Source organism: Actinocrinis sp. (assembly GCF_035946395.1).
Taxonomy (GTDB): domain Bacteria; phylum Actinomycetota; class Actinomycetes; order Streptomycetales; family Catenulisporaceae; genus Actinocrinis.
In genome coordinates, this window is record NZ_DASYZI010000373.1 from 33,462 (window position 1) to 53,479 (window position 20,018).

Annotated in this window: 27 protein-coding genes; 10 read left to right on the top strand and 17 right to left on the bottom strand. The window is 70.1% G+C overall.

From position 1 onward, the window contains the following. Positions 1-275 precede the first annotated feature (275 nt). Positions 276-638 carry a hypothetical protein gene (locus VGS97_RS23230; protein ID WP_326855752.1) on the top strand — a complete coding sequence of 121 codons (363 nt, stop codon included), beginning with the start codon at positions 276-278 and terminating at the stop codon, positions 636-638. A gap of 119 nt (positions 639-757) precedes the next feature. On the opposite strand, the gene VGS97_RS23235 is transcribed toward VGS97_RS23230, so the two are convergent. Together VGS97_RS23235 and VGS97_RS23240 are read right to left on the bottom strand one after the other, a co-directional pair. Then, positions 758-1,231 carry a hypothetical protein gene (locus tag VGS97_RS23235; protein WP_326855753.1) on the bottom strand — a complete coding sequence of 158 codons (474 nt, stop codon included), beginning with the start codon at positions 1,229-1,231 and terminating at the stop codon, positions 758-760. Between the two features lie 58 nt (positions 1,232-1,289). Then, on the bottom strand, positions 1,290-1,574 hold the full coding sequence (locus VGS97_RS23240) for a hypothetical protein (protein WP_326855754.1): 285 nt from the start codon (positions 1,572-1,574) through the stop codon (positions 1,290-1,292). 320 nt (positions 1,575-1,894) lie between these two features. Between VGS97_RS23240 and VGS97_RS23245 the strand changes: the two genes are divergently transcribed. Then, complete coding sequence (locus VGS97_RS23245; RefSeq protein WP_326855755.1) at positions 1,895-2,524, top strand: hypothetical protein; 630 nt, start codon at positions 1,895-1,897, stop codon at positions 2,522-2,524. Between the two features lie 23 nt (positions 2,525-2,547). Here VGS97_RS23245 and VGS97_RS23250 read toward each other — a convergent pair whose 3' ends face one another. Beyond that, positions 2,548-3,045: a hypothetical protein gene (locus tag VGS97_RS23250; protein ID WP_326855756.1), complete on the bottom strand. Its 498-nt coding sequence runs from the start codon at positions 3,043-3,045 to the stop codon at positions 2,548-2,550. 614 nt (positions 3,046-3,659) lie between these two features. Here VGS97_RS23250 and VGS97_RS23255 point away from each other — a divergent pair. After that, a complete protein-coding gene (locus VGS97_RS23255; RefSeq protein WP_326855757.1) occupies positions 3,660-4,043 on the top strand; it encodes a hypothetical protein in 384 nt (127 codons plus the stop codon). Between the two features lie 296 nt (positions 4,044-4,339). On the opposite strand, the gene VGS97_RS23260 is transcribed toward VGS97_RS23255, so the two are convergent. From VGS97_RS23260 to VGS97_RS23270, 3 genes are all read right to left on the bottom strand, one after another. Beyond that, the gene (locus VGS97_RS23260; protein WP_326855758.1) at positions 4,340-4,768 is read right to left on the bottom strand and encodes a hypothetical protein; all 429 of its coding nucleotides are present in this window, start codon (positions 4,766-4,768) and stop codon (positions 4,340-4,342) included. A gap of 100 nt (positions 4,769-4,868) precedes the next feature. Continuing rightward, entirely contained in the window at positions 4,869-5,195 is a 327-nt protein-coding gene (locus VGS97_RS23265; protein WP_326855759.1) for a hypothetical protein, read from the bottom strand. 288 nt (positions 5,196-5,483) lie between these two features. Further along, entirely contained in the window at positions 5,484-6,695 is a 1,212-nt protein-coding gene (locus VGS97_RS23270) for a hypothetical protein (protein WP_326855760.1), read from the bottom strand. Positions 6,696-6,881: 186 nt separating this feature from the next. Between VGS97_RS23270 and VGS97_RS23275 the strand changes: the two genes are divergently transcribed. The 7 genes from VGS97_RS23275 to VGS97_RS23305 all read left to right on the top strand — a co-directional run bounded on the left by VGS97_RS23275 (position 6,882) and on the right by VGS97_RS23305 (position 12,565). Next, positions 6,882-7,217, top strand: coding sequence for a hypothetical protein (locus VGS97_RS23275; protein WP_326855761.1), 336 nt, complete (start codon positions 6,882-6,884; stop codon positions 7,215-7,217). Positions 7,218-7,374: 157 nt separating this feature from the next. Next, positions 7,375-8,421 (top strand): hypothetical protein, encoded by a 1,047-nt coding sequence (locus VGS97_RS23280; RefSeq protein WP_326855762.1) that lies wholly within the window; start codon positions 7,375-7,377, stop codon positions 8,419-8,421. Positions 8,422-8,500: 79 nt separating this feature from the next. Further along, positions 8,501-9,253, top strand: coding sequence for a hypothetical protein (locus tag VGS97_RS23285; protein WP_326855763.1), 753 nt, complete (start codon positions 8,501-8,503; stop codon positions 9,251-9,253). Between the two features lie 161 nt (positions 9,254-9,414). After that, positions 9,415-10,122, top strand: coding sequence for an endonuclease domain-containing protein (locus VGS97_RS23290; protein ID WP_326855764.1), 708 nt, complete (start codon positions 9,415-9,417; stop codon positions 10,120-10,122). Positions 10,123-10,518: 396 nt separating this feature from the next. After that, complete coding sequence (locus VGS97_RS23295; protein WP_326855765.1) at positions 10,519-10,779, top strand: hypothetical protein; 261 nt, start codon at positions 10,519-10,521, stop codon at positions 10,777-10,779. Next, entirely contained in the window at positions 10,776-11,546 is a 771-nt protein-coding gene (locus VGS97_RS23300; protein WP_326855766.1) for a hypothetical protein, read from the top strand. The genes VGS97_RS23295 and VGS97_RS23300 overlap by 4 nt, the downstream gene beginning before the upstream one ends. 590 nt (positions 11,547-12,136) lie before the next feature. Further along, on the top strand, positions 12,137-12,565 hold the full coding sequence (locus VGS97_RS23305; RefSeq protein ID WP_326855767.1) for a hypothetical protein: 429 nt from the start codon (positions 12,137-12,139) through the stop codon (positions 12,563-12,565). A 141-nt stretch (positions 12,566-12,706) separates the two neighbouring features. On the opposite strand, the gene VGS97_RS23310 is transcribed toward VGS97_RS23305, so the two are convergent. The 11 genes from VGS97_RS23310 to VGS97_RS23360 all read right to left on the bottom strand — a co-directional run bounded on the left by VGS97_RS23310 (position 12,707) and on the right by VGS97_RS23360 (position 19,897). Further along, positions 12,707-13,141, bottom strand: a complete 435-nt coding sequence (locus VGS97_RS23310; protein ID WP_326855768.1) for a hypothetical protein — start codon at positions 13,139-13,141, stop codon at positions 12,707-12,709. A 220-nt stretch (positions 13,142-13,361) separates the two neighbouring features. Next, positions 13,362-13,691 (bottom strand): hypothetical protein, encoded by a 330-nt coding sequence (locus VGS97_RS23315; RefSeq protein ID WP_326855769.1) that lies wholly within the window; start codon positions 13,689-13,691, stop codon positions 13,362-13,364. 62 nt (positions 13,692-13,753) lie between these two features. Further along, complete coding sequence (locus VGS97_RS23320) at positions 13,754-14,602, bottom strand: DUF2637 domain-containing protein (protein WP_326855770.1); 849 nt, start codon at positions 14,600-14,602, stop codon at positions 13,754-13,756. Next, a complete protein-coding gene (locus VGS97_RS23325) occupies positions 14,599-14,790 on the bottom strand; it encodes a hypothetical protein (protein WP_326855771.1) in 192 nt (63 codons plus the stop codon). The genes VGS97_RS23320 and VGS97_RS23325 overlap by 4 nt, the downstream gene beginning before the upstream one ends. 375 nt (positions 14,791-15,165) lie before the next feature. Next, positions 15,166-15,306, bottom strand: coding sequence for a hypothetical protein (locus VGS97_RS23330; protein WP_326855772.1), 141 nt, complete (start codon positions 15,304-15,306; stop codon positions 15,166-15,168). Positions 15,307-15,423: 117 nt separating this feature from the next. Next, positions 15,424-15,846, bottom strand: a complete 423-nt coding sequence (gene ssb, locus VGS97_RS23335) for a single-stranded DNA-binding protein (protein ID WP_326855773.1) — start codon at positions 15,844-15,846, stop codon at positions 15,424-15,426. 515 nt (positions 15,847-16,361) lie between these two features. Next, positions 16,362-16,820, bottom strand: a complete 459-nt coding sequence (locus tag VGS97_RS23340; RefSeq protein ID WP_326855774.1) for a hypothetical protein — start codon at positions 16,818-16,820, stop codon at positions 16,362-16,364. Between the two features lie 270 nt (positions 16,821-17,090). Beyond that, entirely contained in the window at positions 17,091-17,633 is a 543-nt protein-coding gene (locus VGS97_RS23345; RefSeq protein ID WP_326855775.1) for a hypothetical protein, read from the bottom strand. A 106-nt stretch (positions 17,634-17,739) separates the two neighbouring features. Beyond that, complete coding sequence (locus tag VGS97_RS23350) at positions 17,740-18,270, bottom strand: hypothetical protein (RefSeq protein WP_326855776.1); 531 nt, start codon at positions 18,268-18,270, stop codon at positions 17,740-17,742. Between the two features lie 50 nt (positions 18,271-18,320). Next, positions 18,321-19,517, bottom strand: coding sequence for a hypothetical protein (locus VGS97_RS23355; protein WP_326855777.1), 1,197 nt, complete (start codon positions 19,515-19,517; stop codon positions 18,321-18,323). Continuing rightward, entirely contained in the window at positions 19,514-19,897 is a 384-nt protein-coding gene (locus tag VGS97_RS23360) for a hypothetical protein (protein WP_326855778.1), read from the bottom strand. Before VGS97_RS23360 ends, VGS97_RS23355 begins: the two co-directional genes overlap by 4 nt. Positions 19,898-20,018 lie beyond the last annotated feature (121 nt).

Sequence of the window (20,018 nt, forward strand, 5' to 3'; positions counted from 1 at the left end):
GTCTTCAGCAGCCCACTCACGACAGATCCGTAAACTAAAAAATACAGTCTAGCCGGTCCGGATGCTGGTGATGCAAGAGGTGTCTTGTTGAGGGAGGGTCGGGGTGACGGATGGCTGGCTGGGAAGGTGGTGGGTCGGCGATGTTTGTGCAGGTGGAAATGGTGGTGTGGTTAGCTGATTGGCGAGTGGTGGGGGTTCTGGGGTTGACAAAAGGTCGTATGCTGATGACGACATGGCGGAACGGTTCCGGTCTCACAGCGACACATGGAGGGTGAATGGCGCGGCGCGGCAGCGGGATTCGGCTGGCGGCTCTCAAGGCGGCGCAGGAGGCGCTGCGGGAGGAACAGGAGGCTCAGCAGCAGCAACTGCGGATCAAGACGGAGGCGGTGGCGGCGGTGCTGGACGCGCGATCGCAAGCGTCCCGAGTGCGGGCCAGGGGCAAGGCGGCGATCGAGCGCCTGCGCGAGGAGGCCGAGCGGGACGCGGCCCCGTTCGAGGAGCGAGCCCGAGCAGGCTTGCGCGTCCTGCGAGGACTGAGCGCGAGCAATGCGGAGGTTGCTGCGCTGTGCGGGCTCACGGCGAAAGAGGTGCGCGACGCGCTGTCGGCTCCGTGCGCGTCGTCGGCTGACGCGAAGTAGGCCGCCGTGCGCGAGGTCGGCGACTGGGAGGTGGTCAAGCCGGTGACGCTCTCGGCCTAGCGGACATGCAGTTCTCGGAGGGCCGCCGCGCGATCCGGCGGTCCTCCGAGCTGTCTGGACTACAGGGCGCGGACGAGGCGGTTGAGTGCGTCGAACGCCGCGCTGGCTCCGGCCTGGTGGGCGGTGACGAGCTGTTCGAAAGTCGCCCGGTGGCGGCGAAGGCGCTCGACGTGCAGGGGCATCCGGCGCTGGGTGCGACGGGTGCGGTAGTTGGCCCGGAAGAGGGTTTCGGCGTAGGCGTGCTCCCAGAGGGTGTACGCCAGCTCGTGCGCGGCGAGCAGTTGCGGGTTCGCGCCGAGGCGGCAGGTGCAGCGGGAGCTGTAGCGCACGGCCTTGGCGATGTAGTCGGCCATCGCGTTGAAATCGTCGAGCGCCGTCGGGGTTTCGCCGGTCGGCGGCAGGATCGGCAGGTGCTCGCAGGGCATGACGTCGCGGGCGAGTTGGTCGACGGCGCGCAGGTGCCCGGCGACGGCGATCAAATCGGGCAGGTTGTGGCGAGTGTGCTTGGTGTCGGGCAGCGGATCGAGGATCACGGGTCGCGCCTTTCGCGAATCGGGCGCCAGGGCACGCACGGCGCCCCGGCCGGAGGAATCAGGGGGAGAGGAGTTCGAGCTGTTCCCAGTCGCCGGCCGGGGCATGACGGCGCAGTGCGGCGGCGAGGGAGGCGCGCGTGATGGAGCGGGGCGCGGCGGCCAGCAGGGATTGGGTGTCCTTGCCGGCGGCGAGGTAGGCGTCATACAGCTCGCGGTAGCGGCGCGTCTCGGCGTCGCCGAGGCCGGCGCGGGTGGCCTGGTACTCGCATTCGGCTTCGAGCAGCCGGGTGAGCGTGTTCGTGTCGAGAGCGGAGCGGGGCTGATCAAGGTCGGGTTCGGTCATGGATGTGCTCCCGCGTGTGCCGAGCGGTTCGGGGTTCGCCGGAGGTCCGGCGTGGACGGGCTCGGCCCACCGGAGGGCTGCGGACTGCGCAACCCCCGGCAGAGCGACGCAGGAGCGTGGGGTTGCGCCGGTCGCAGGTTTCTGGTGCCCCTGCGGCGGAACACGCGGGCGGCCGGCTCTCCGATGACCGACGGCGGCACGGGTCGAGTCCCGTGTCCGACACGGCGATCGGCGTGTAGCCGGCAGAGACCCGCCCGGATGGCCGGATCTGAGACGCGGCACGCCCGGACCGGTCCGAGGATGGTCGCCGGGAGTGCGGGATGCAGACTGCGACGACCAGCAACGGCGCACAGAAGCGGCAGGTACTGGCGTCGTTGGCCGCCGAGGTTCCGGGACTGCGGCTCGGCGGGGCTCGAGCGCGGTTGTTCAGCTTCGCCGCGTGGCCACTGTGCGAGATGATCGCGCTGGTGCGCTATCGGTCGGCGTGGCGCGAGGAACCACGCGCGGCGATCCGGCGCACGGTGCTGCTCCTGCCGGTCGTGGTGCTGGTGTTCAGCGTCTCGGCCGGGTTGGGCGCGGCCGAACTGGCGATCGCGGCTCTGGTGATTGCCGTGCTGCTGGTCGGGCCGGGCTGGGTGCGCGTTATGGATGCTCGTCGCGCCGGGTTGTCGGTGCGCGCGATGGCGCCGCTCGAAGGCAGGGCGCGCATTGCCGCAGGGTTCTTCTGGGCGTATCCGCCGGGCCGCGGACAGGGCCGCCGGCTGATGGGCGCGGTGCTGTCCGTGGCGGACGCGCACGGCGTGGTGATCGAGCTGCGTGCATCGTGCTGGCGCCTGGTGCGCCAGGTCTACGAGCCCGCCTGGTTCATGGTGCTGCCCGGCCAGGAACGGGCGGTGATGCCGAAGCTGCGCCGGGTGTCGAAGGCGAACACCGCGCAGCGCCGGACGTGAACCCGGCGCTGCGCGGTCGAGTCTCAGGCCAGGCGCAGGCGGCGGCGAGTGGAGCGCGCCATCTCGCGGTAGGCAGCGGCGGGCAGGTCGCACAGGTAGATGCCGAGCGCGAGCTGGTGGGCCAGGACGTAATCGTGCCCGAGCGCGTCTTCGGCTTCCAGCGCGGCGTCGAGCAGGAGGATGCCGCGCTCGCGTTGGCCGAGCGCGAGCGCGGCGAAGGCGGCGGCGGTGTAGGCGGCCACGGCGTGTTCCGCGGTTCGGGCTCCGTGGCCGAGTGCGAGGGTCAGGGCGAGCACCCGGCGCGCCCCGGACTCGCGGGCGCAGTAGGTGAGCAGGTAGTCCCGCGCGGCGTGGTTCAGCAGCGCGTCGCGCAGTTCGGCGCCGATCTGCGTGGCGTCGATCCGGTGGACGAGGGTTCGGCCGGTCATCGCGGCGTCGATCAGCGTGTGGTGGACTAGGTCGACGGGTGTGGGTGTGGGTGTGGGTGTGGGTGTGGGTGCGGGTTCGGTGAGGTGGGGCATGGGCGTCTTTCGAGCTGGGAGGTTCGGGCCGTGTGGCCCGCTGGCGGGCCACGGGCCAAGCGCGCCGGTCCGGTCTCGGGCCAAGGCTCGCGCGCAGCGCGACCGCGCAGCGGCTCCGGCCTTGGCGCGGGGGCCGGGTGGTGTGCTTACCTCCAGGTCGCAGGCGGGCCGGTCCGCGACTCGCTCAGGTAGCGTCCGGCGGTAGTCGCCCGAGTCCGGCTGCACCTGCTCCGACGGGTGAGTTGTGCGGCTGAGTTTGCCCCTAGATCGATCGCGATCGGGCCCTGTGCGCCGACAGACGGTCACAACCGCAGACGTAATCGACCCGCAATCAGGACACGAAGTGCGGCTCGGGCTACACGAGCGCCCCTGCCGCTAAGGTCGGCGTCGCGACGGACCCGTCGCCGTCAGCAGTTGTCACGGGAGGGTGAATGGGTAATCAAAACGCCAACATGCCCTCCGCGGGGCGCGGCCCCAAGACGAACTGGCCGAAGGTGGCTGCCATACTCAGCGCCGCGGCATCCGCGGTTGCCGTCCTGAGCTGGCTTGGAATATCAGGCGTCCCAAGCCCAGGCGCGCACCCCGCTGCGACTTCCAATCCCGGCGCTAACACCGTGCCCGATCCCGCTACTACCCAGACCGCCATCCACGTCATGAATTCATCCAACCCCAATGACACTGCCACTAACTTTGCCGGTCCAGCTGCGGCGCCGGCGGTCTGCTCACAGGTAGATGCGGTGGTCGCAACGTTCTACAGGGACGTGGGTACGACGAGGTACAGCGAGATTCAGGCGGCTGAACGTGCGCTAACGGTGCTTGCTCAAATCGAAGCTGGTGGATCTCAACTCACTCCCGCGGTCAGCGCGGACCTCCAGGCCGTCGATAACGACTTTCAGCAGTTGTACGGAGAGGTGGGCAACAGTGCCTTCTACAACCAGGCACTTGCTCAACTCGGCGTCGACTACCGGCAGTTTCAGTCGGACTGCGGGAGCAGCTAATCTGCGGCCGAGATTCGAGCTGCCTGAGCGATGAAGCCGGGCTGGGCAGATACCGGCCCATCCTGCCTCGCGGAGGTGATGCCGCGCGATCTTGGGGCAATGAGACGCGGACGGGACATCGGCGCTCCGCAGGGCAGCCACACCCGACCTGCGGAATGCACGGGCGGGTCGGATTCACGCTCGTGGTAGGGCCAAAGAAAAGCTACGGCCGACACGCGCTGCACGCCGAGAACATGCGGTATTCGGCTGGCTGGGCGGTCTCCGTGCCGCCCGCGAGACCCGCCTGCGGATGAGCGTTAGGCCGAGTGGAGCAGCAGGCAGCGCACGGCGCCTGCGGCGTAGCCGTCGAGGTGTTCGGGCACGTACGGCAGCTGCGCGCCGGTGCCGCAGGCGTCGTTGAGCAGCAGGCGCATTTCGCGCAGGTCTCTGGGGTCGTAGCGGCCGAAGTGCGCGGCCAGGTCGACGGGCAGCTCGGGAAGCGGCTGGCCGTCGTGCTCGGCGAAGTCGTAGACCTGGGCGCCGTCGGCGCCCAGGGCGAGCGCGAGGTACCGGCCTTCGTCGACGCTGTCGAGGCTCACCGTGACGTACGAGGCGGTCGGGTACATCGCGCGTAGCGCACGGCTGAGCAGTCCGAACAACCGGTAGCCCAGGGTGTTGAGCGCGAGTCGTTGCGCGTCGAACTCGTCGGCCAGGGCAACGCCGTTGGAAGGGGCGGGCGTGGACATGACGCTCCTTGCGTAAGAAAGGGAAGAGACGATCAACGCCCCGACACCGCGCGGCGAGGCGGGCTGGCCGGGCCACCCGTGGGCGGCCCGGCCGCCGGGGTCATACAGGCAGCGGTTCGACGGTCAGCGTGTTGAGCAGGCGCAGGCGCGGGCCGGGCCCGGTGGGTGCGTTGAGCACCGGGCTGCCCTGGACGACGACGCGCAAGCCGCGCTTGACCTGGTCGAACATGTAGTCGGCCACCAAGCCGCGCGCGGCGGTGCACTGGATCTGGACGGTGCGCGGCTGCGCGGGAGCCCCGGGAGTCGCAGCGAGGAGCAGGGTGGTGGCCAGGGTGATGCAGGCTACGCCCCCGCCGCCGGGCAGCGGGCGCAGGCGGGCGTCTTGGGTGACGGTGCCGGTCAAGGTGACGGGTCGGGTCGCGGGCATCGCGGGTCCTTGTCTGTCTCGGGCCGCCGTGCGGTCCTCGTGGGGTTGACAGACCAGGTCAAAGCTCGCGCGGGCGGCGGGTGGGCAAGGCTCGGCGCAGCCGACCGCGCAGCGGCTTGGCCTTGACGCGCGCCGCCCGGGGGTGCTGACCTGCTCGGGCGGGCAACCTCCGAGGACGCGCAGGTGCCCGGGGCATCAAAGCCCTGAAGATGACCGCGGACTGCGGCGTCGAGCGGCCCGTTGCGAAGACCGACCTGCGCCTGCCCAGCGACTGGTGAATGCGGACTGCTACCCGTCGCCGACCCGCCGCTGCGCGGCGACTGTCGTCATCTCGAACTGGATCGGCACGCCGTGTCGCGCCGGTGGCTGGTCGTCGCCCAGAGCCAGGAGCGACCACGTTCGGCGCAACTCAGCCGCCAGGGAGACGTCCTCGGTGGTTACCGCGAGCTGAGCGTCTCCGATCAAGTGCTGAATCCGTTCGTAGGCAGTGATGCGCGTCTTCGTGTCGAGCCTGCTGAAGATGCCCTCCATGATGAGGAAGGTCGGTTCGACCTCGGCGTGGCGACGAGCTAGCGCGGCTGCGAACTCCGCCACCACAAACAGTTTCGTGATGTGGCCCCAGTCGTCCGTCCGGATGTTGCCGTGCCACTCCACTGCGCTCTTCACGGAATCCCCGTCTACATCGATGCGTCTGACGGCGCCGTCGCGGCTGGGCAGTTCGCTCAGGATCCCCTTCGTCGCGCTCACGCTGAGCTGAAAGAGACTCGCAAGGTCAGACACCGTTAGCGGCGACAACTGTGGGCACCGGTCGTCGAGATAGATCGTCTTGAAGGGGCGAGCCACATAGGGCACGGCGACCCCGTCCAGCACGTGCTTGACCTCGCCCGCGCGGCCCCGCGTGTTCACCTCGTGCGTCAAGGGGTTGAACCATCGGACGGCGAAGTCGATGTCGGTCTGTCTCGACAACGCGGCGACATGATCGGCGTCGGCGACGCTGGAGATGAGCCGCGACAAGACGGTCTTGCCCGAGCCGATGTTCCCGTAGATCACGTTGCACATCCCGAAGTCGAACCGCCGGCCCGACAGCGTGGCCGGCGCAGAGTGGATCGCGATCGTGTCGACAAGGCCGAAGCCGTCGAACGCGATCCCGCCGTTGACCTCGGCCCCCGTACGCGCCTCGTGCAGGCGCTTCCAGGCGCGCAACTGTGCGACTGAGTAGATCCCCTCGCTGTCGTCGTCGATCGCCTTGCCGTGCACGTAGCAGCACCAGATCCCGTTGGCGAAAGAGCTGCGCTCGGCGTTGGAGAGCCCGCCGGTTCCGCGCGGCCCACGTTCGGCTGCCGCGTAGATGTGGGCGGCCATGCCGGTGCGCACGACGGCGCTCGGGCTGGAGCCAGGTCCGATGGTCCGTACCCCACACCTCGGGACGGAGCATTGGAAGCCCGCGCGCTCGGCGAGCATCCTGCGCGTCGCGGCAGAAAACCCGGCACGTCCGCTCATGTCGTCATCCCCTGGTGTGTGCTGGCCTGCCCGTTGAGGCGCAAGGCGTCACTGCTCTGGGACTGGTCTCGTCGAGAGTGTGGCAGGACCGTGTGACACCACGCACTGGACCTTCGGCGACTGCGCTCCGGACACGCTGGCGGCCTCGAAAGAGATATCGAACGTAGGTTCGATAGTCTGCGCTGCATGTCCCAGTCTTTGCGCTTCGGCCCGCACCCGCCGGACCTCCAGCCGGCAGCCGACGCCGCGCCGAAGGACGGGTACGCCCGGTTGGAACGGCGCGACTTCCAGATCGTTCGCGCTCGCGTTGCGGGAGAGTGGAAACTCGGCGTGCTGCGCGAGTGGCGCAGGGGCAAGCACGGCCGCGCGGTGCGTATCGAGTTCCCGGACCCGCGCAGCCCGAGCAGATCGCGCGACGTCTGGTTCCGGTTTGAGCCTGCGAGTGTCGATCCTGTGGCGGTGGATCCCGAGACCGGGATCGTTCTACTACTGCCGCCAAGGCTGCGCGGCGGCGCGGCGTAACGGTCCGCGCCGCGCCGATAGGTGCCGTGAGGCGCGTTCGACGTGCGTGCCACCACGCGGGCCGAGGTGATGCGGTAGTCCGGATAGACGAAGGTACGGGACGGTCAGGCGCTTGGCGTTTATGCGCATGACTTCGTGCCAGGTCCATTCGATACACGTGAAATCGCCCAGGCGGACGTGCGTCTTCGACTACGGCTCGATGTCGGCATCGCATTCGTCCTGGGGCGCTCTGGCTGATCGGACGGCATTGCTCGGCCGCGACCCGGGCTGGTCTGGCAGACTCGGGCGGGTGGTGCACTGGTGGGAGCGGGCTTCGGCCGAGCAGATCGCGCAGCGTACGCACCGGGTCTCCCGGCGGCTGCTGCGCGCGCAGGCGGCCGGGCCCGAGGTTTTCCGGCAGGTGTTCGCCGAGGTCTCCAGCGAGGACGGGATGCTGGTCTACCTGCTCGGTTCCTGGGCGAACCTGGTTGCGGGGCACGCCGGGCGCACTGGGGCGCAAGTGGTGGACGCCCGCGTGGCCGGTCGCCCCGGGTGGGCGCGGTACCTGTCCGACCTCATCGACGCCGGCGCGGACGGGCCGCGGCTGAAGAGCGCGGTGGAGGCGGTGCTGCTGCACATCCCCGCGGACGAGGACATCCTTGCGCTCACGGCGGCGCTGGCCGCCGAGGTGATCGAGGTTTACACGGCCTGCGGCGGGCCTCAGCGCCTGGCCGAGGTGATCAGCGTGGTGGCGCCGCAGCTGGCCGAGCACGGGATCAGCGCGCTGGGCGCGCCGCTGGGCTACCTGCTGGCGGCCACGGCGCTGGGGAACGGGTCGGCGGCGGCGCACCTGCTGCCCCGGTTGCAGGCTCGCGCCGTTCCGGTGGTCGTGGCGCTGGCGCAGTTGGCCGCGCGCGCCAAGGGCGAGGGGCGCTCGGTGGTGCGTCTGGACCCGGACGGGGTGCCCGCGGAGTTGTTCGACGTCGAGCAGTTGCCGCTGCTGGCCGACGCCGAGGACGCCCAGAACGATGTGCGGCTGATCGCGCTGTACGACCAGGGCATCGAGGCGGCCCGGCGGGGCGATCAGGCCGCAAGCGCGGCGTTCGCCGCGCGGGTGCGCTCGCTGCCCGGGGAGCAGGCGGCGCTGCTGACCGAGCAGGCGGTCACCTCCACCGCGCTGTTCATCGGCCAGACCTGGTCGAGCGGATCAGCCCTCGAACCCTGAGTTCGTCGCCGCCCCGCGCGGGTTATGCCGGACCGTGGTCATACTGGTGTCGCGGGCCGGCGGGCGGGAGGTGGTCGGCGTGGAGCATCCGATGCTCGCCCTGTACCCCGGCGCGCGGGTACCGGCGGCGATGATCGACGCCCACGCGGTCGGCGACGACGCAGGCGGCCGGGTACTGGCCGTGCACCTGACCCGCTACCCGCTCGATCCACCCGACCAGCGATACCAGCGCCCCGACTCACTGCTCTGGCTGCACCTGGCCGCCGTCGTGCCCGAGCCGTGGCAGACGATCAGCGAGCGCATCCCCGCGAACTACAACCGGGAGCACCGCGCGCGTCTGCGCGACCAATGGATCCAGCAAGACCGGTTGGTGAGCTTCGCCGACGTGGTGGTCACTCACGCCCGGGAGCAGCCTCCGCTGCTGGTGCTCGACGCCGCGATGAGCAAGGGCGCCCCCAGCGCCGTCGGCGTCGTCATCGACGAGCGCACCTGCCTGGTCGGCCTGCGCACCCGCGAGGAGGCCCGCGTACAGGAGACGCGCGGCTACGCGGTGGTCATGACAGCCGACGGCCCGCAGCCCGGCCCGGTCGCCCTGTACGCCAGCGCCCTGCTGGGCTGGAAGCAATGGTGGCTTGATCGCGCCGACGAACTCTCGGACCGGCCCGTCTCGCTCGACCGTCTGCCACCCCCGCCGCTCGAACTGGACGTCGTCGAGGCCTGGACACCCCACCGGGTGCATCTGGAGGCGCCCGAACACGCCCGCTGGCCCGCCCGTCCCCTTCGGCCGCGCCGCATCGGCCTCGACTGGCTGGACGAACCCGGCCTGCTCTAGGTCCTGTATCCAGCGGTGCTGTTCGCAGGCCGTGTCGTGGTGAGATGCTCGCTCTACGCGGGGTCTCGCCACACAGCCCTGTCAGCGGACGGACGAGCCTGTGGGTGATCGGTCCAGGGCAGCGTTCGGCGTATGTCAGAGCTGTGTCCTAGCCTGCGCGGGTGACTGATCCTCAGCCCGCATGCCATCTCTGGGACGCGCCGGACGTGGCCGAACTCGGGCCGCCGGTTCTCGCTGCCCCCTGGTGGGGCCTTAAGGGGCAGATGCGTGCGACGCTGGAGGCGTACCAGCAGGGCCGGTGCGCCGTCTGCGGTGAGGCGGCCCCGATAAACTTCGACCACTGCCACGACGCTGGCTTGGTACGCGGTCTGCTGTGCCGGCGCTGCAACCCAGCTGAGGGCCGCGACCGCAGGTGGGATGCGCGGTTGGTCGCGTACCGGCTCAGGCCGCCGGCAGTGCTCCTCGGCGCCACGGTGCCGTACTGTCGCGAGCTGGTCAGACAGTCCTTCTGCTCCGCAGTGGAGATCGGCGGCCCGTGTCAGCTCGACTTCAGGCCGCGCCAGCCCGCGCAGGCGGCGCAGTACCTTGCCGAGCACGCCGCCGCGAGCTGCCTGGATGCCTGGAAGCGGGCGCACGGTCCGTGGCAGGGTATGGGCAGAGTGCCCCGCGGCCTGCTGCACGCCTGGTTCGACGCGCCCAAGACGACTGTCACCGGGTGGATATCCAAGCGTGCCTCCAACCACTTCCCCTACCCCGGCGACGACCGTCTCTATGACGAACAGGCCTTGCGGCGCTGGGGCGCGCAGAATGGCCTGCTCGACGACCACGGGCTGCCAAGGACCAGTTACCGCAGGAGGCCAGGCGGGTAAAGCCGCTTTGCTGGCGCGGCGGCGGGCGGGTCAGACGAGAACTCGCAGCGGCGCATGTGGTGGCAACCTGCGCCCGCCGACATGACGATGAAAACGATGGGCCGCGGGCAGGACAGGACCCACGCGGTTCCGGCCGAGCCCACGTCCGCGCTGGTGCAGAACCTGCAACTACTCATAGGTCTTCCCCGAGCCGGGAGCTTCCTCATGTCACGGGTCGGACAGTCTCGGACAGTCTCGCGGGACATGTCGCGTGGGCGTGCCCAAGGTGGTTGTCCCCCACGTCACCGGCGTTGAGGATGGTGCGTCAGGGAACTGCGCCCGGTTGCCGCGGCGGCCCGCCAAAGCCAGTCGCCTGTCACCAGACGGCTATTGTATTTCACTGCTCAAGGAGCCCACGTGTCGTACTTTCATCCTGCCCGGAAACGACGCACGCCGCCGCCGGACCTGCCCGATCCGGACCCGCGGCCAACGTCCGCCTGGCCTTGGACGCTGCTGGCCGTGGCCGCGCTCGGGATCGAAGTCCCGACCGCGGTGGTGTTGTCCGTGCTGCATGTCCCGATCGCTGCGGTGCTTACGCTGATCGGCGGGGCGTCGCTGGTCACGGTAGCCGCCGTCGACCAGATCCACCGACTGCTGCGCGATAGTGGGACCTCGTGAGCGACTCCACGAGGCGGCGCTACGGGACGGAGAACGATCTGCGCTACGGCGTCATGCTTGTGGCCAGGGATTTGCCGGTGATCGCAGAATCACTCAGCCGACACAAGGAGAAGCCCCGGTTGATCATCCCGTCCACGGGCGAACCCACGACCAACCCCTTCTACGGTGTCTCCATCAGCGTGATTCTGAGGCATACGCGCAGGGTGCTGGACCAGCAGAGAGTCACGTACCGGGACATCGGCCACCAGGCGTGGTACGCGGCGGAGACCGTGCGGGCCCAGGTATCGGGCCGCAGGACACTGGCACCGAAAACCGCCGAGGCGATCTCGGTCCTGCTTGGAGGCCCGGACGGTGCATGGTCGGCGGCACGGAAGCCCGAACACTCGCGCAGTCACTGCGTTGTTCCCGCGGAAGTGCCCCGCCCTGTCGAGCCGTCCGGGCGGTCGCTTCCTCCGGATCCGACAGCGGCAACAACGACGGGGCAGTTTCATGCGAAGCTGGTCGAACTCAAGGTGTGGGCCGGCGATCCGAGCCTGCGCCAGCTGGCCGCCCGGCGCGACCAACTCGCGCGCAGCAGCCTCAGTGACATGCTGCGCCGCGCCGCTCGACTGCCGCGTTACGACCTGCTGCGCGAGTACGTCATTGCATGCGGTGCCCTTGACCAGTGGCCCCTATGGGACTTGGCCTGGCAGCGACTAAAAAGCCGGGCAAGCGCCACGGACTGCCCGCGGCTGACAACCGACGCGCAGTCAAGGGCAGAAACGTGACGTGGCCCTGGACACGAACCCGTCGAACCGCAGGACTGAATTGTGTCGCTCGACAGCGACGGTGCGCTGCGACGAAAGCCGAGTGTGTTCGTTCTCGCATTCGCCTGCGCTAGATTCGCGGTGCCCTTACAGTAGCGCCAGTACCCGCAGATGCGGATGCAATTGCCGATCGCAGGTCACGGCACACTGAAAACTCAACAGCCACATCGGTACTCCGGCCGGTCCCCCACGCTGCGCAATAGACGGCCGTCGGCGAAGCCGCCCCGCGAACCTCGTGGGGCACGGTGGAACCGGAAAGGAGGAACTGATGGACGATCAGCCCAAGCAGAAGAAGGAGGTGCCGGACACGAGGCTGGAGTGGGTCAAGGTTTTCGCCACTCTCGCCGACGCCGCCTCCCGCATCCTCGATCTCCTGCGCCGCTGATCACGAAGACCTCCCGCCGAAGAGAGCGGCGGGGAGGTCTTCACCCATTGCAGCACAGCCACATTCCCTGGCGCAGCACTTCACCGAACCACGCCAGGAAGTCGGCGCGTGGCGCACACCGGTTGCGTGACCGGATCAGGGCTCGATGGTGCGGCGCAATCGCTGCGTGACTGGCTCGACCGCACGCTTCACCCATCTGGCCGCGCCCGAGGTGACCGCTCACCTGACCGGCAGTGTTGCGAGGTGGGCCGAGCAGTACGGCTACTGGGTGCAGCGTGAGGTGCCGCCGCCTGGTGTCGCAGACAGAAGGCTGGATCTTCGCGTGGCGCACCCGGCCGAAGGTAGGGCGATCAGCATCGAGATAGACCGCGGCAACAAGCGCTGGAGCCTGGAGAAGGTGGTGGCCGTGGCCGAGCACGGCGACCTCGCCTTGTGGGTGCGCTGGCCCACGGCGTCGGTCCCGCTCTCTGTCCCCCCGGGCGTGCGGCTGATCCGTCTCGGGGTGATCCGGTACCGCAGGCGCGTCAGCCTCCAACCAGGATGCTGCCAGCTTGTCGGCCACGGCGCGGCAGCCGGCGACGCCTCTCGCACGTGACCGGCCGCGAGCGTTGCGCGGACGGTAGTCGGGATCGGCGCGTCATCTCGGCCCACTCGTCGTCTGCCAAGGTGCAGCGGCCATCCGCGCCGAGTGCTTCGGCGGACTGCGGGGTACGATCCGGTGTGCTCTGAGCACTGGTCAGCGCGTGGCACCGCCGGCGAACTGGACGGGCAGGATCCGCGCGGTGCGTCCGCGTAGGCGGTGGTTGAGGGTGAACTGCGCATCGCCGATGCCGTCCTCCCAGGTCTCCAGCCGCCACGCCGCGCCGTGGCGGGTGTCGTGCAGCACGGCGACGGCGTAGGGGAAGTCGTTCAGGGCGCTGCTGCGCCGTTCGACGAGCCTGCCGTCGGGCAGCACGATGTACGCGGCGGCGGGGCCCTCGGCCATGCAGTGGTAGCAGGTGACGTGTTCGGCGTTGTCGGTGACGCGGTTGGGGGCGCCGATGGCGAACAGGCCGCAGCGGGTCAGTTCCCCGTCCTGGGCGCTGCGGTCGCGCAGGTGGGTGGGGAAGCCGAAGCGGATCTCGATCGGGTCGGCCTGGTCTGGGTGCTGCGTTGCGGGTGCGGGGGTCATGGTCGGTTGTTTCCGTTCTGGTTCGGGCCGGGTGGCCTGCGGGTGGTGGCCGGGGGCGGTCGAGCGCGCGGGCCCGAATGCGGTGGGAAGGCTCGCGCGCAGCGCGACCGCGAAGCGGCCTTGGCCTTCGTGCCGTCGGGGCCGGGTGCTTCGCTCGCGGGCCACCACCCGGGCCTGCGGCAACCGCAGACGGGGGACGGCCCGTGTCGGTCCACCGGGATCAGCTCTCGTCGAGGGCGATCAGCAGCGGCAGTTCGCGCGGCCCGCCGCCGTAGCGGGTACGCGCGGTGCGCTCGGAGATCCCGAGGGCGGCGGCGACGGCCTCAAGGCCGGGGCCGGCGTATAGGTCGTAGGTGACGGTTTGCTCGGTCAGCGCGTCGAGCAGGCGGCGCAGGGTGATCGTGACCGGGGTGTAGCCGCCGGGAGGCGGGGTCGGGCCGGTGATCGTCTCGACCGTTGCGGTCAGGGTGTTGGCGGCGTCGCGTACGCGGTCGGCGAGGTGTTCGGCGAGCGCGGCGGCGGGATTGAACGGGTGAGAGTTCGCGGGCATGAAGACTCCTGATACGAGGCGGGATATGAGGTGGTCCGGCCGGGCGATCCCGGCCGGACCGGTCAGGCACGGGTGCCGGCCGGGACGAGAACGGCGGCGGCGTCCTGCGGCGGGTCGGCGGGGACCGGGCCGTCCTGGGCGGCCAGGCGGGCGGTGTGCTGGCGTAGGCGGCGGTTGAGCTCGGTGGCCTTGTCGGTGCCGATGCTCAGTGCCTCGCGCAGCGCGTCGCGGGTGATCGGGCGTCCCCGCTCGGCGCGGTGCGCGGCGTCCAGGCGCAATGCCCTGGCCCACAATCCGGCCTCGTCGCGGCCGCCTGCGGATCGCTGCTCGTGTTGCTCGGGCGGCTGCGGCGCGGCGCGCAGGTTGTCGGCGTGCTCGCCCTCGGCGCTCGCCTCTCTGGCGAACCCAGCGAGAGGTAGCGGGGATTCGTCCTGCTGCGCGTCCGCGCTCTGCAGGACGGGGTCGGCCTCGTCCTGTGCGAGGGGGGTGTGGATCTGCCGCAGCAGCCACGGGCCGACGTCGGCCCAGCAGATCAGCAGCACGGGGCCGATCGCATCGACCGCGGCGGTACCGTACCGGCCCCGGGTGATCGCGTCCGCCGTGTTCAGCGCGAGGGTCAGCAGGCCGCACAGGATCAGCAGTCGACGCGGCTTGGACAGTTGCCCGTCGCTGTAGCCGAGCAAGGCGAGGTACCGCACGCCGAGCAGCAGCCCGACCACGCTCAGGTCCACCGAGGGACCGATTAGCCAGGCGATCCAGCCCTCGATACCCAGACTTATGCACAGCCTGTGTGCATTGCCGAAACAGAACGCGAACGAGAGCGCGGCGATGAGCAGGGTGATGGCCGTGACGGTCCAGCGGGTCAGCCCCGCGTTGGGCGGGGCTGACGCTGGGGTGCGTTGCGCGCTCACGCTGTGCTCTCCAGGCCGTCCGTGTCGTCGGCTTCCTCGGCGGCCTCGTAGTTGTGGTGGCCGATGCCGCGCTCGATCGTCGCGTGTGCGTCGGCGCCGACGTGGTCGAGCAGGTGCATCAGGTCACACGCCAGGTCTCCGGCCATTTCCGCGACCAGGTCGGCACCGGCGCCGTGCCGACGCTGCACGGTGGACTGTCCGTAGGCGGCCAGGGCTCGGGCGGCCCACGCCGCCCGGTCGAGGTTGTCCGGGTAGTGCGGATTCCAGGTCGGCAGGTCGAGCGGGTCCGGGTCGTCCTGGGTTGGGGAGGTCGGCAGGGGGTGGACTGCCCCGAGGTCCGGGTTAGTGGCCTGGCTGAGCAGGTCGGAATCGACGCTGGCCGCGCGTGCGTCCTCGACGGCGCGGCGCAGGTCGCTGACAGCTGTCCGGATCCGTTTGGCATGTACGTAGGCCGGGGCGTGGGTTGGCTGCGGCCATGAGGCGTTGGTCGCCCAGTTCGGTTGAGTCAGCCTGCGTACGTGGGTGGGGCGGCCAGCGAGGTCGGCGCGGGCGTTGGTGGCGCTTTAGACGATGGTGTCCAGGCTGGTGGTCGATCCCCAGTCGAGCAGGGTGCCGCTGGCTGCGTCGAGTACTTCGTAGTGGATGACGGATTCGGCGGGAGCGGGCGCAGGGCTGGCGGCGCGGTGCAGTGAGGGAGGCTTCATGGCGGTGGTGCCTTCATGGTGGTTGGTGGCTTTGGGGACCTGGCCGGGCGGGATGCCGCCCGCCCGGCCAGGGACGAAGGGGGATAAGGTCCGCCGGTCGCCCGGCGCGGGTGAGGGTTAAACTCCGGCGGTCTGCCAGGCGGCGTCGGTGTCGGCGGGGGCCTGGGTGCCGCGCTGGGCCTTGGACGGCTTGGCGACGGCGTATTTGACGGACGGGCCGATCTCCTCGATGTCCATCTCGATCACGCTGCGCTTGTTGCCGTCGCGGTCGTCGTAGGTGCGCTGCTTGAGCTTGCCGTGGGCGATGACGCGGGCGCCCTTATCCAGGGACTCGGCCAGGTTCTCGGCACCGTTGTTCTTCCAGACGGTGCCGCGCACGAAGGTGGTCTCCCCGTCCTTCCACTCGTTGCTGGAGCGGTCGAAGTACCGCTCGGTCGATGCGATGGTTACGGACGCAACGGCGGTTCCGGACTGGGTGAAGCGCAACTGCGGGTCCTCGGTGAGGTTGCCGACGACGGTGATGGCGGTGGTGATGCTCATGCGGATGCCTTTCTGCGGATCTCGCCCGGGTGGGCGGGTGCCGGGGCGGCCGGCCTGGTCGTGGTGACGGGCCACCGGATAAGTCCGCGGGTTCTGGTCCGGGGCAAGGGCGCGAGCGCAGCTCGCCCGCGCAGCGGCGTGGCCCTTGCGGCGGGCCGGGCCCGTGGACTCCGCTGGGCGAGGAACCAACGACCCGCCGCACCGGCTCACCTCAAGCCGGACCAACCCGCTGGAGGCGTCGGCGTGCGTTGCAATTGCGGTCCGTCTCGGTGCCCCGTGGTGGCGGTGTCTTCACCAGATCGGGCGGCGGTCACGGAGACTCGCACGCCCGAGCCGACCGGTACAGACACGGGGAGACCCGGAAATCACCGTGTGCCGGCGATGCGGGAGGCAGCGATCACGAGCGTGGCCCGGAGCCGAGGAGGGCCGCACGTGGTTCCTGCGGTGCTCTGCCTCGTCGACGGGCGATGGGAGGGTTTGGGCGAGCGTGCTTCGAGGCGCGGGCGGGTCGCCCGTCAGATCGCTGACTCGCCGCCGGTCTGGTCGGCCTCGGTACCGTTCTCGGCCACGACGAGCTTGGCGATTGTCAGGATGCGGGCTGCCACTGCGGCGCTGACCGGGCGTCCGAGCCCGGCCAATCCGTCTTGCACGGCGCGGGCGCTTAGCTCCCGTCCTGCGCGCATCCAGCCGAGCACGGCGTGCAGCCGTTCATCGTCTTCGTACGGGTGCGCTTTGGCGTGCCGGCTGGGTGTTCCCGCCGGGCGTCCTTGCCCCGGTGTGCGCTGGTACTGCGCGAACCACGCGGTCCACTCGTCTTCGTACCAGGCCAGGGGCTTGCCGCCGGGGTTGGCCGCCTCGGGGTGCCCGGTGCTCGCCCGGTTGCGGTAGGTCCACTTGAGCGTGGCCAGCGGTACGCCGCGTTCGGTCAGCTCGGCCCGGGTCACCACGCGGCGGCCGTGGATGCTGCTCGGCACCGTCGCCTCCTGGGGACCGGGCCGGGGCACCGGCCGTCGGGATTCGTCGCGCCGATGGTGTCATACGCGGCCCGTCGTGTGCACTGACCTGGCCGTCTGGACGGTGCGGCAGGCGCGACCGAGTAGACTCGCAGCACGTTCCGCGCCGTATGAAAGGCACCGGTTGGTTGCTTTTGGGGACGGCGCGGGGCCAGATGGCCGACAGAGCCTTATGCCAAAGGCGCCGCCTGCGGGCGAACCTGTCGGCCATCGCCCTATTTCCCGCTGCGGTCACGTCCGATCGCCCCCGTGCGCCGTGGCGGCACGGATGGCCTCGGCCAGGTACGCGACGGCGGAGATCAGCGAGCGGCGGGCGTCGCGTAGTTCCTCGGCCAGGGTGCGCGGATCGCTGCCGGTCGTGGCGTGGAGCATCATCGCGGCGGCCTTCATCGCCTGGTGGATGGCGGAGGTCGCCGGATCGACGGAGACGTTCAGCCCGGCCGGGTGCACGATGTTGCAGTAGGTGCTCAGCCGGTAGGCGATGCCGGAGCGGGGCCGGGCGTGGAACAGGACGCTCAGCGCCTGCCCGTAGCCGCGCACGGTCGGCGGGCTGTAGAGCTCCGCGGGAGCGTACAGATCGGGGCGCGCGGCGAGCGTGTCGATCGCGGCCGAGAGCACGCCGGTGAACCAGGCGATCTGCGCGCCGGGCGTCAGGTCCCCGGGCGGTTCGTCCTGCATGAGGACGGCGCGGCACGCCCGGTGCAGTCCTTCGAGGATCACGCGTTGGCCGTTGGTCGGTTCGCCCGGGTTGGGCCGGTCGGTGGAGTCGGTCATGAGAGTTTTCCTTCGCGGTCGGTGTTCTTCGGGGCGCGCGGGCGGCGATGCCGCGCCGTACCGCGCGATGCGAGTGTGATCAGGGGTCTGTTGTCGCGTGCCGGGTTCAGTCGTACGGCGGCAGCGGCAACGGCTGCCAGACCTCTCCGGTCCATAGCTCCCAGGTCACGGTGAGATCCGGCGCGGGCGGATGCTGCTCGTTCAGGAGCCGGCCGAGGTGCGCGCGTTCCTGCTCGGTGCGGGGCCGCTGCTCGACGTGCGCGTAGTCGACCGTCCAGCCGTCAGCGACCTGCCGGGCGTAGGTGCCCGCGAGGCCGTGCACGTCGCGGGTCATCACGGTGCTGTCGTACTCTTCCACCAGCAGTTCCATGACGTGTTCGGCCGGGACTGGCGAGCCGTCGCGGGCGCACGTGGCGGCGAACCGTTCGAAGTCCAGGGTGCTGTAGACGCTGGTGTCGCAGGGGACGAAGCAGGTCGCCGTGCCGCGCCCGTCGTTCTCGAAGGTGCCGATGCGCGCTCCGTCCAGCTCGACGGCGGCCACCCACGCAACGCCGTGGGAGGTCTCCAGTTCGCTTAGCGCGGTGACGGCCGGGTGCCGGTCGGGAACATCGAGGCGGGTGTGAATCAGGGTTGGCATAGTGTGTTCCTCGCGATTCTCGGGAGCGTGCGGGGTGTTGGGTGGCTGGGTCATGCGATCGAGGCGGGCCGCTCGTCCCGGGCGGTCAGCGCGCGCCAGTGGTGTTCGAAGTGCGTGCGCTGCTTCTCCGTGGCACCGGCCGGGGCCAGCGCGAGGGTCCGTTCAACGGCGGGGTACTGGTCGGGGCGGCGCGCGATGAGCACGGCGCGGCGCGCGCCGTTGTCCGCAACGCTCACCGCGGCCCCGGCCTGTGCGGCGCGCCGTTGCAGTTCCGCGGTCATCCGGCTGCGGCTGCCGACGCACGCGCGGCGTACCGAGCGCCAAACTGTGCCTTTCTGACCGGGCCGGTCGCGACGTGGAAAGGCGATCCTGCGCACGTCGTAGACGGCCCATTCGGCTGCGGACAACTGGCGCTCGTGCAGCATCAGGGCGTCGGTCAAGCCGTGGCGCTGGACCAGGTCGAAGGCGGAAAGCCGACCGAACAGCGGCATGCGGTCGTTCAGCGCCACGGCGGTGTATTCGAGGCTGAGCGCCTGGGCTGCCAGGTGCGGCTCCGCGCGCCAGCGCGCGACCAGAGCGGGCAGGCTGCGCGTCGTGGCGGCGTACGGGCAGTACCCGCACGCCGACCTGACCCAGGGTTCGCCCACCGTCTCGTACAGATACCGGGCGCACCGCTCGCGGTCCCACGACCAGCGGCGCAACGGGTAGTCCGGGATGCGCAGCGCGCTGGCGTAGCTGATGTCCCGCTGCGCGCGCCGAGTCTCCTCGGCGGCGTATCCCATTACGCTGATATGCGGGCGGTCGCCGAACTCGTCGCGCGTCCAGGCGTCCAAGGGCTCTGATTTCGCGTGCGCCGAGCACCAGCGGTGGGAGAGCTGCGGGATCGTCGCAGCGGCGGCCAGCTCGTCCGACAAGCTCCAGGGACCGCGCATGATCATGCGCTTCGGGGCGCGCGAGTCGTCCAGGACGACGTACCCACCACCCTGGCCGGCGCGCGAGAGCTGCACCAGCCTCCAGCCGTGCGCGCGGAAGCGCGGCAGCAGGTGGGTCTCCATCAGGCGCCGTGTGGCGTCGTACTCGTCGCCGGTCATCGCGACGACGAACACGAGGTCAGACATGTCGCCGTACTCATAGGTCCCGGGCTCTTCAGACCAGCGCATGGCGACGGCGGCCGAGTCCAGACCCATGCCGAAACTGAACTTCACCGGATACCCGGCGGCCGTGGCCGGGATCGGTACGCCGGTCATGACGGGCCGTCCTGCCGGGGATCGTCGTGGCCGCGTTCGATGCCGAACAGGTCGCGCAGGGCCGCATCCACGCGTACAAGGCTCAGCGCCTCGGGCTGTTCGGGGGTGCCTCCGGTGACGATCAGCGGGCCGTACACGAGAGGGTCACGGGTGCCGTACAAGTGCGAGAACAGGATGCAGGCGCGTCCGTTCGGCTCACGCCTGCGGGCGCCCTGCGAAGCGTCGATCCACAGCAGTAATCCGTCGTGGACCGGCGGGCTGGCCGCGAGTCGGCTGGTGCGCAGCAGCGCGGAGATCAAGGCGAGATCGATGGACTGCTCTTCGCAGATAAGAGCCTCGAATTGGTCGTTCGTATCGAGTACGAGGAAGTAGAAGCTCATGACGGTCACCTCGGATGTTCTGTCGCGGGAGGTCAGGGCGGTGTCAGTGCGCGAACACTCGCCGCCCGGGTGATCACGGCCCATCAGGGCTGCGGTCTGGCGGAGCACGACGCCGCGCCCG

What these genes read in the sequence shown, in the direction of transcription:
- VGS97_RS23260 (WP_326855758.1), bottom strand. Translation starts at nt 4,768, where the DNA reads ATGTCCACGCCCGCCCCTTCCAACGGCGTTGCCCTGGCCGACGAGTTC.
- VGS97_RS23240 (WP_326855754.1), bottom strand. Translation starts at nt 1,574, where the DNA reads ATGACCGAACCCGACCTTGATCAGCCCCGCTCCGCTCTCGACACGAAC.
- VGS97_RS23230 (WP_326855752.1), top strand. Translation starts at nt 276, where the DNA reads ATGGCGCGGCGCGGCAGCGGGATTCGGCTGGCGGCTCTCAAGGCGGCG.
- VGS97_RS23265 (WP_326855759.1), bottom strand. Translation starts at nt 5,195, where the DNA reads ATGCCCGCGACCCGACCCGTCACCTTGACCGGCACCGTCACCCAAGAC.
- VGS97_RS23350 (WP_326855776.1), bottom strand. Translation starts at nt 18,270, where the DNA reads ATGCCAACCCTGATTCACACCCGCCTCGATGTTCCCGACCGGCACCCG.
- VGS97_RS23275 (WP_326855761.1), top strand. Translation starts at nt 6,882, where the DNA reads ATGTCCCAGTCTTTGCGCTTCGGCCCGCACCCGCCGGACCTCCAGCCG.
- VGS97_RS23310 (WP_326855768.1), bottom strand. Translation starts at nt 13,141, where the DNA reads ATGACCCCCGCACCCGCAACGCAGCACCCAGACCAGGCCGACCCGATC.
- VGS97_RS23355 (WP_326855777.1), bottom strand. Translation starts at nt 19,517, where the DNA reads ATGACCGGCGTACCGATCCCGGCCACGGCCGCCGGGTATCCGGTGAAG.
- VGS97_RS23330 (WP_326855772.1), bottom strand. Translation starts at nt 15,306, where the DNA reads ATGAAGCCTCCCTCACTGCACCGCGCCGCCAGCCCTGCGCCCGCTCCC.
- VGS97_RS23270 (WP_326855760.1), bottom strand. Translation starts at nt 6,695, where the DNA reads ATGAGCGGACGTGCCGGGTTTTCTGCCGCGACGCGCAGGATGCTCGCC.
- ssb (WP_326855773.1), bottom strand. Translation starts at nt 15,846, where the DNA reads ATGAGCATCACCACCGCCATCACCGTCGTCGGCAACCTCACCGAGGAC.
- VGS97_RS23245 (WP_326855755.1), top strand. Translation starts at nt 1,895, where the DNA reads ATGCAGACTGCGACGACCAGCAACGGCGCACAGAAGCGGCAGGTACTG.
- VGS97_RS23360 (WP_326855778.1), bottom strand. Translation starts at nt 19,897, where the DNA reads ATGAGCTTCTACTTCCTCGTACTCGATACGAACGACCAATTCGAGGCT.
- VGS97_RS23315 (WP_326855769.1), bottom strand. Translation starts at nt 13,691, where the DNA reads ATGCCCGCGAACTCTCACCCGTTCAATCCCGCCGCCGCGCTCGCCGAA.
- VGS97_RS23345 (WP_326855775.1), bottom strand. Translation starts at nt 17,633, where the DNA reads ATGACCGACTCCACCGACCGGCCCAACCCGGGCGAACCGACCAACGGC.
- VGS97_RS23250 (WP_326855756.1), bottom strand. Translation starts at nt 3,045, where the DNA reads ATGCCCCACCTCACCGAACCCGCACCCACACCCACACCCACACCCACA.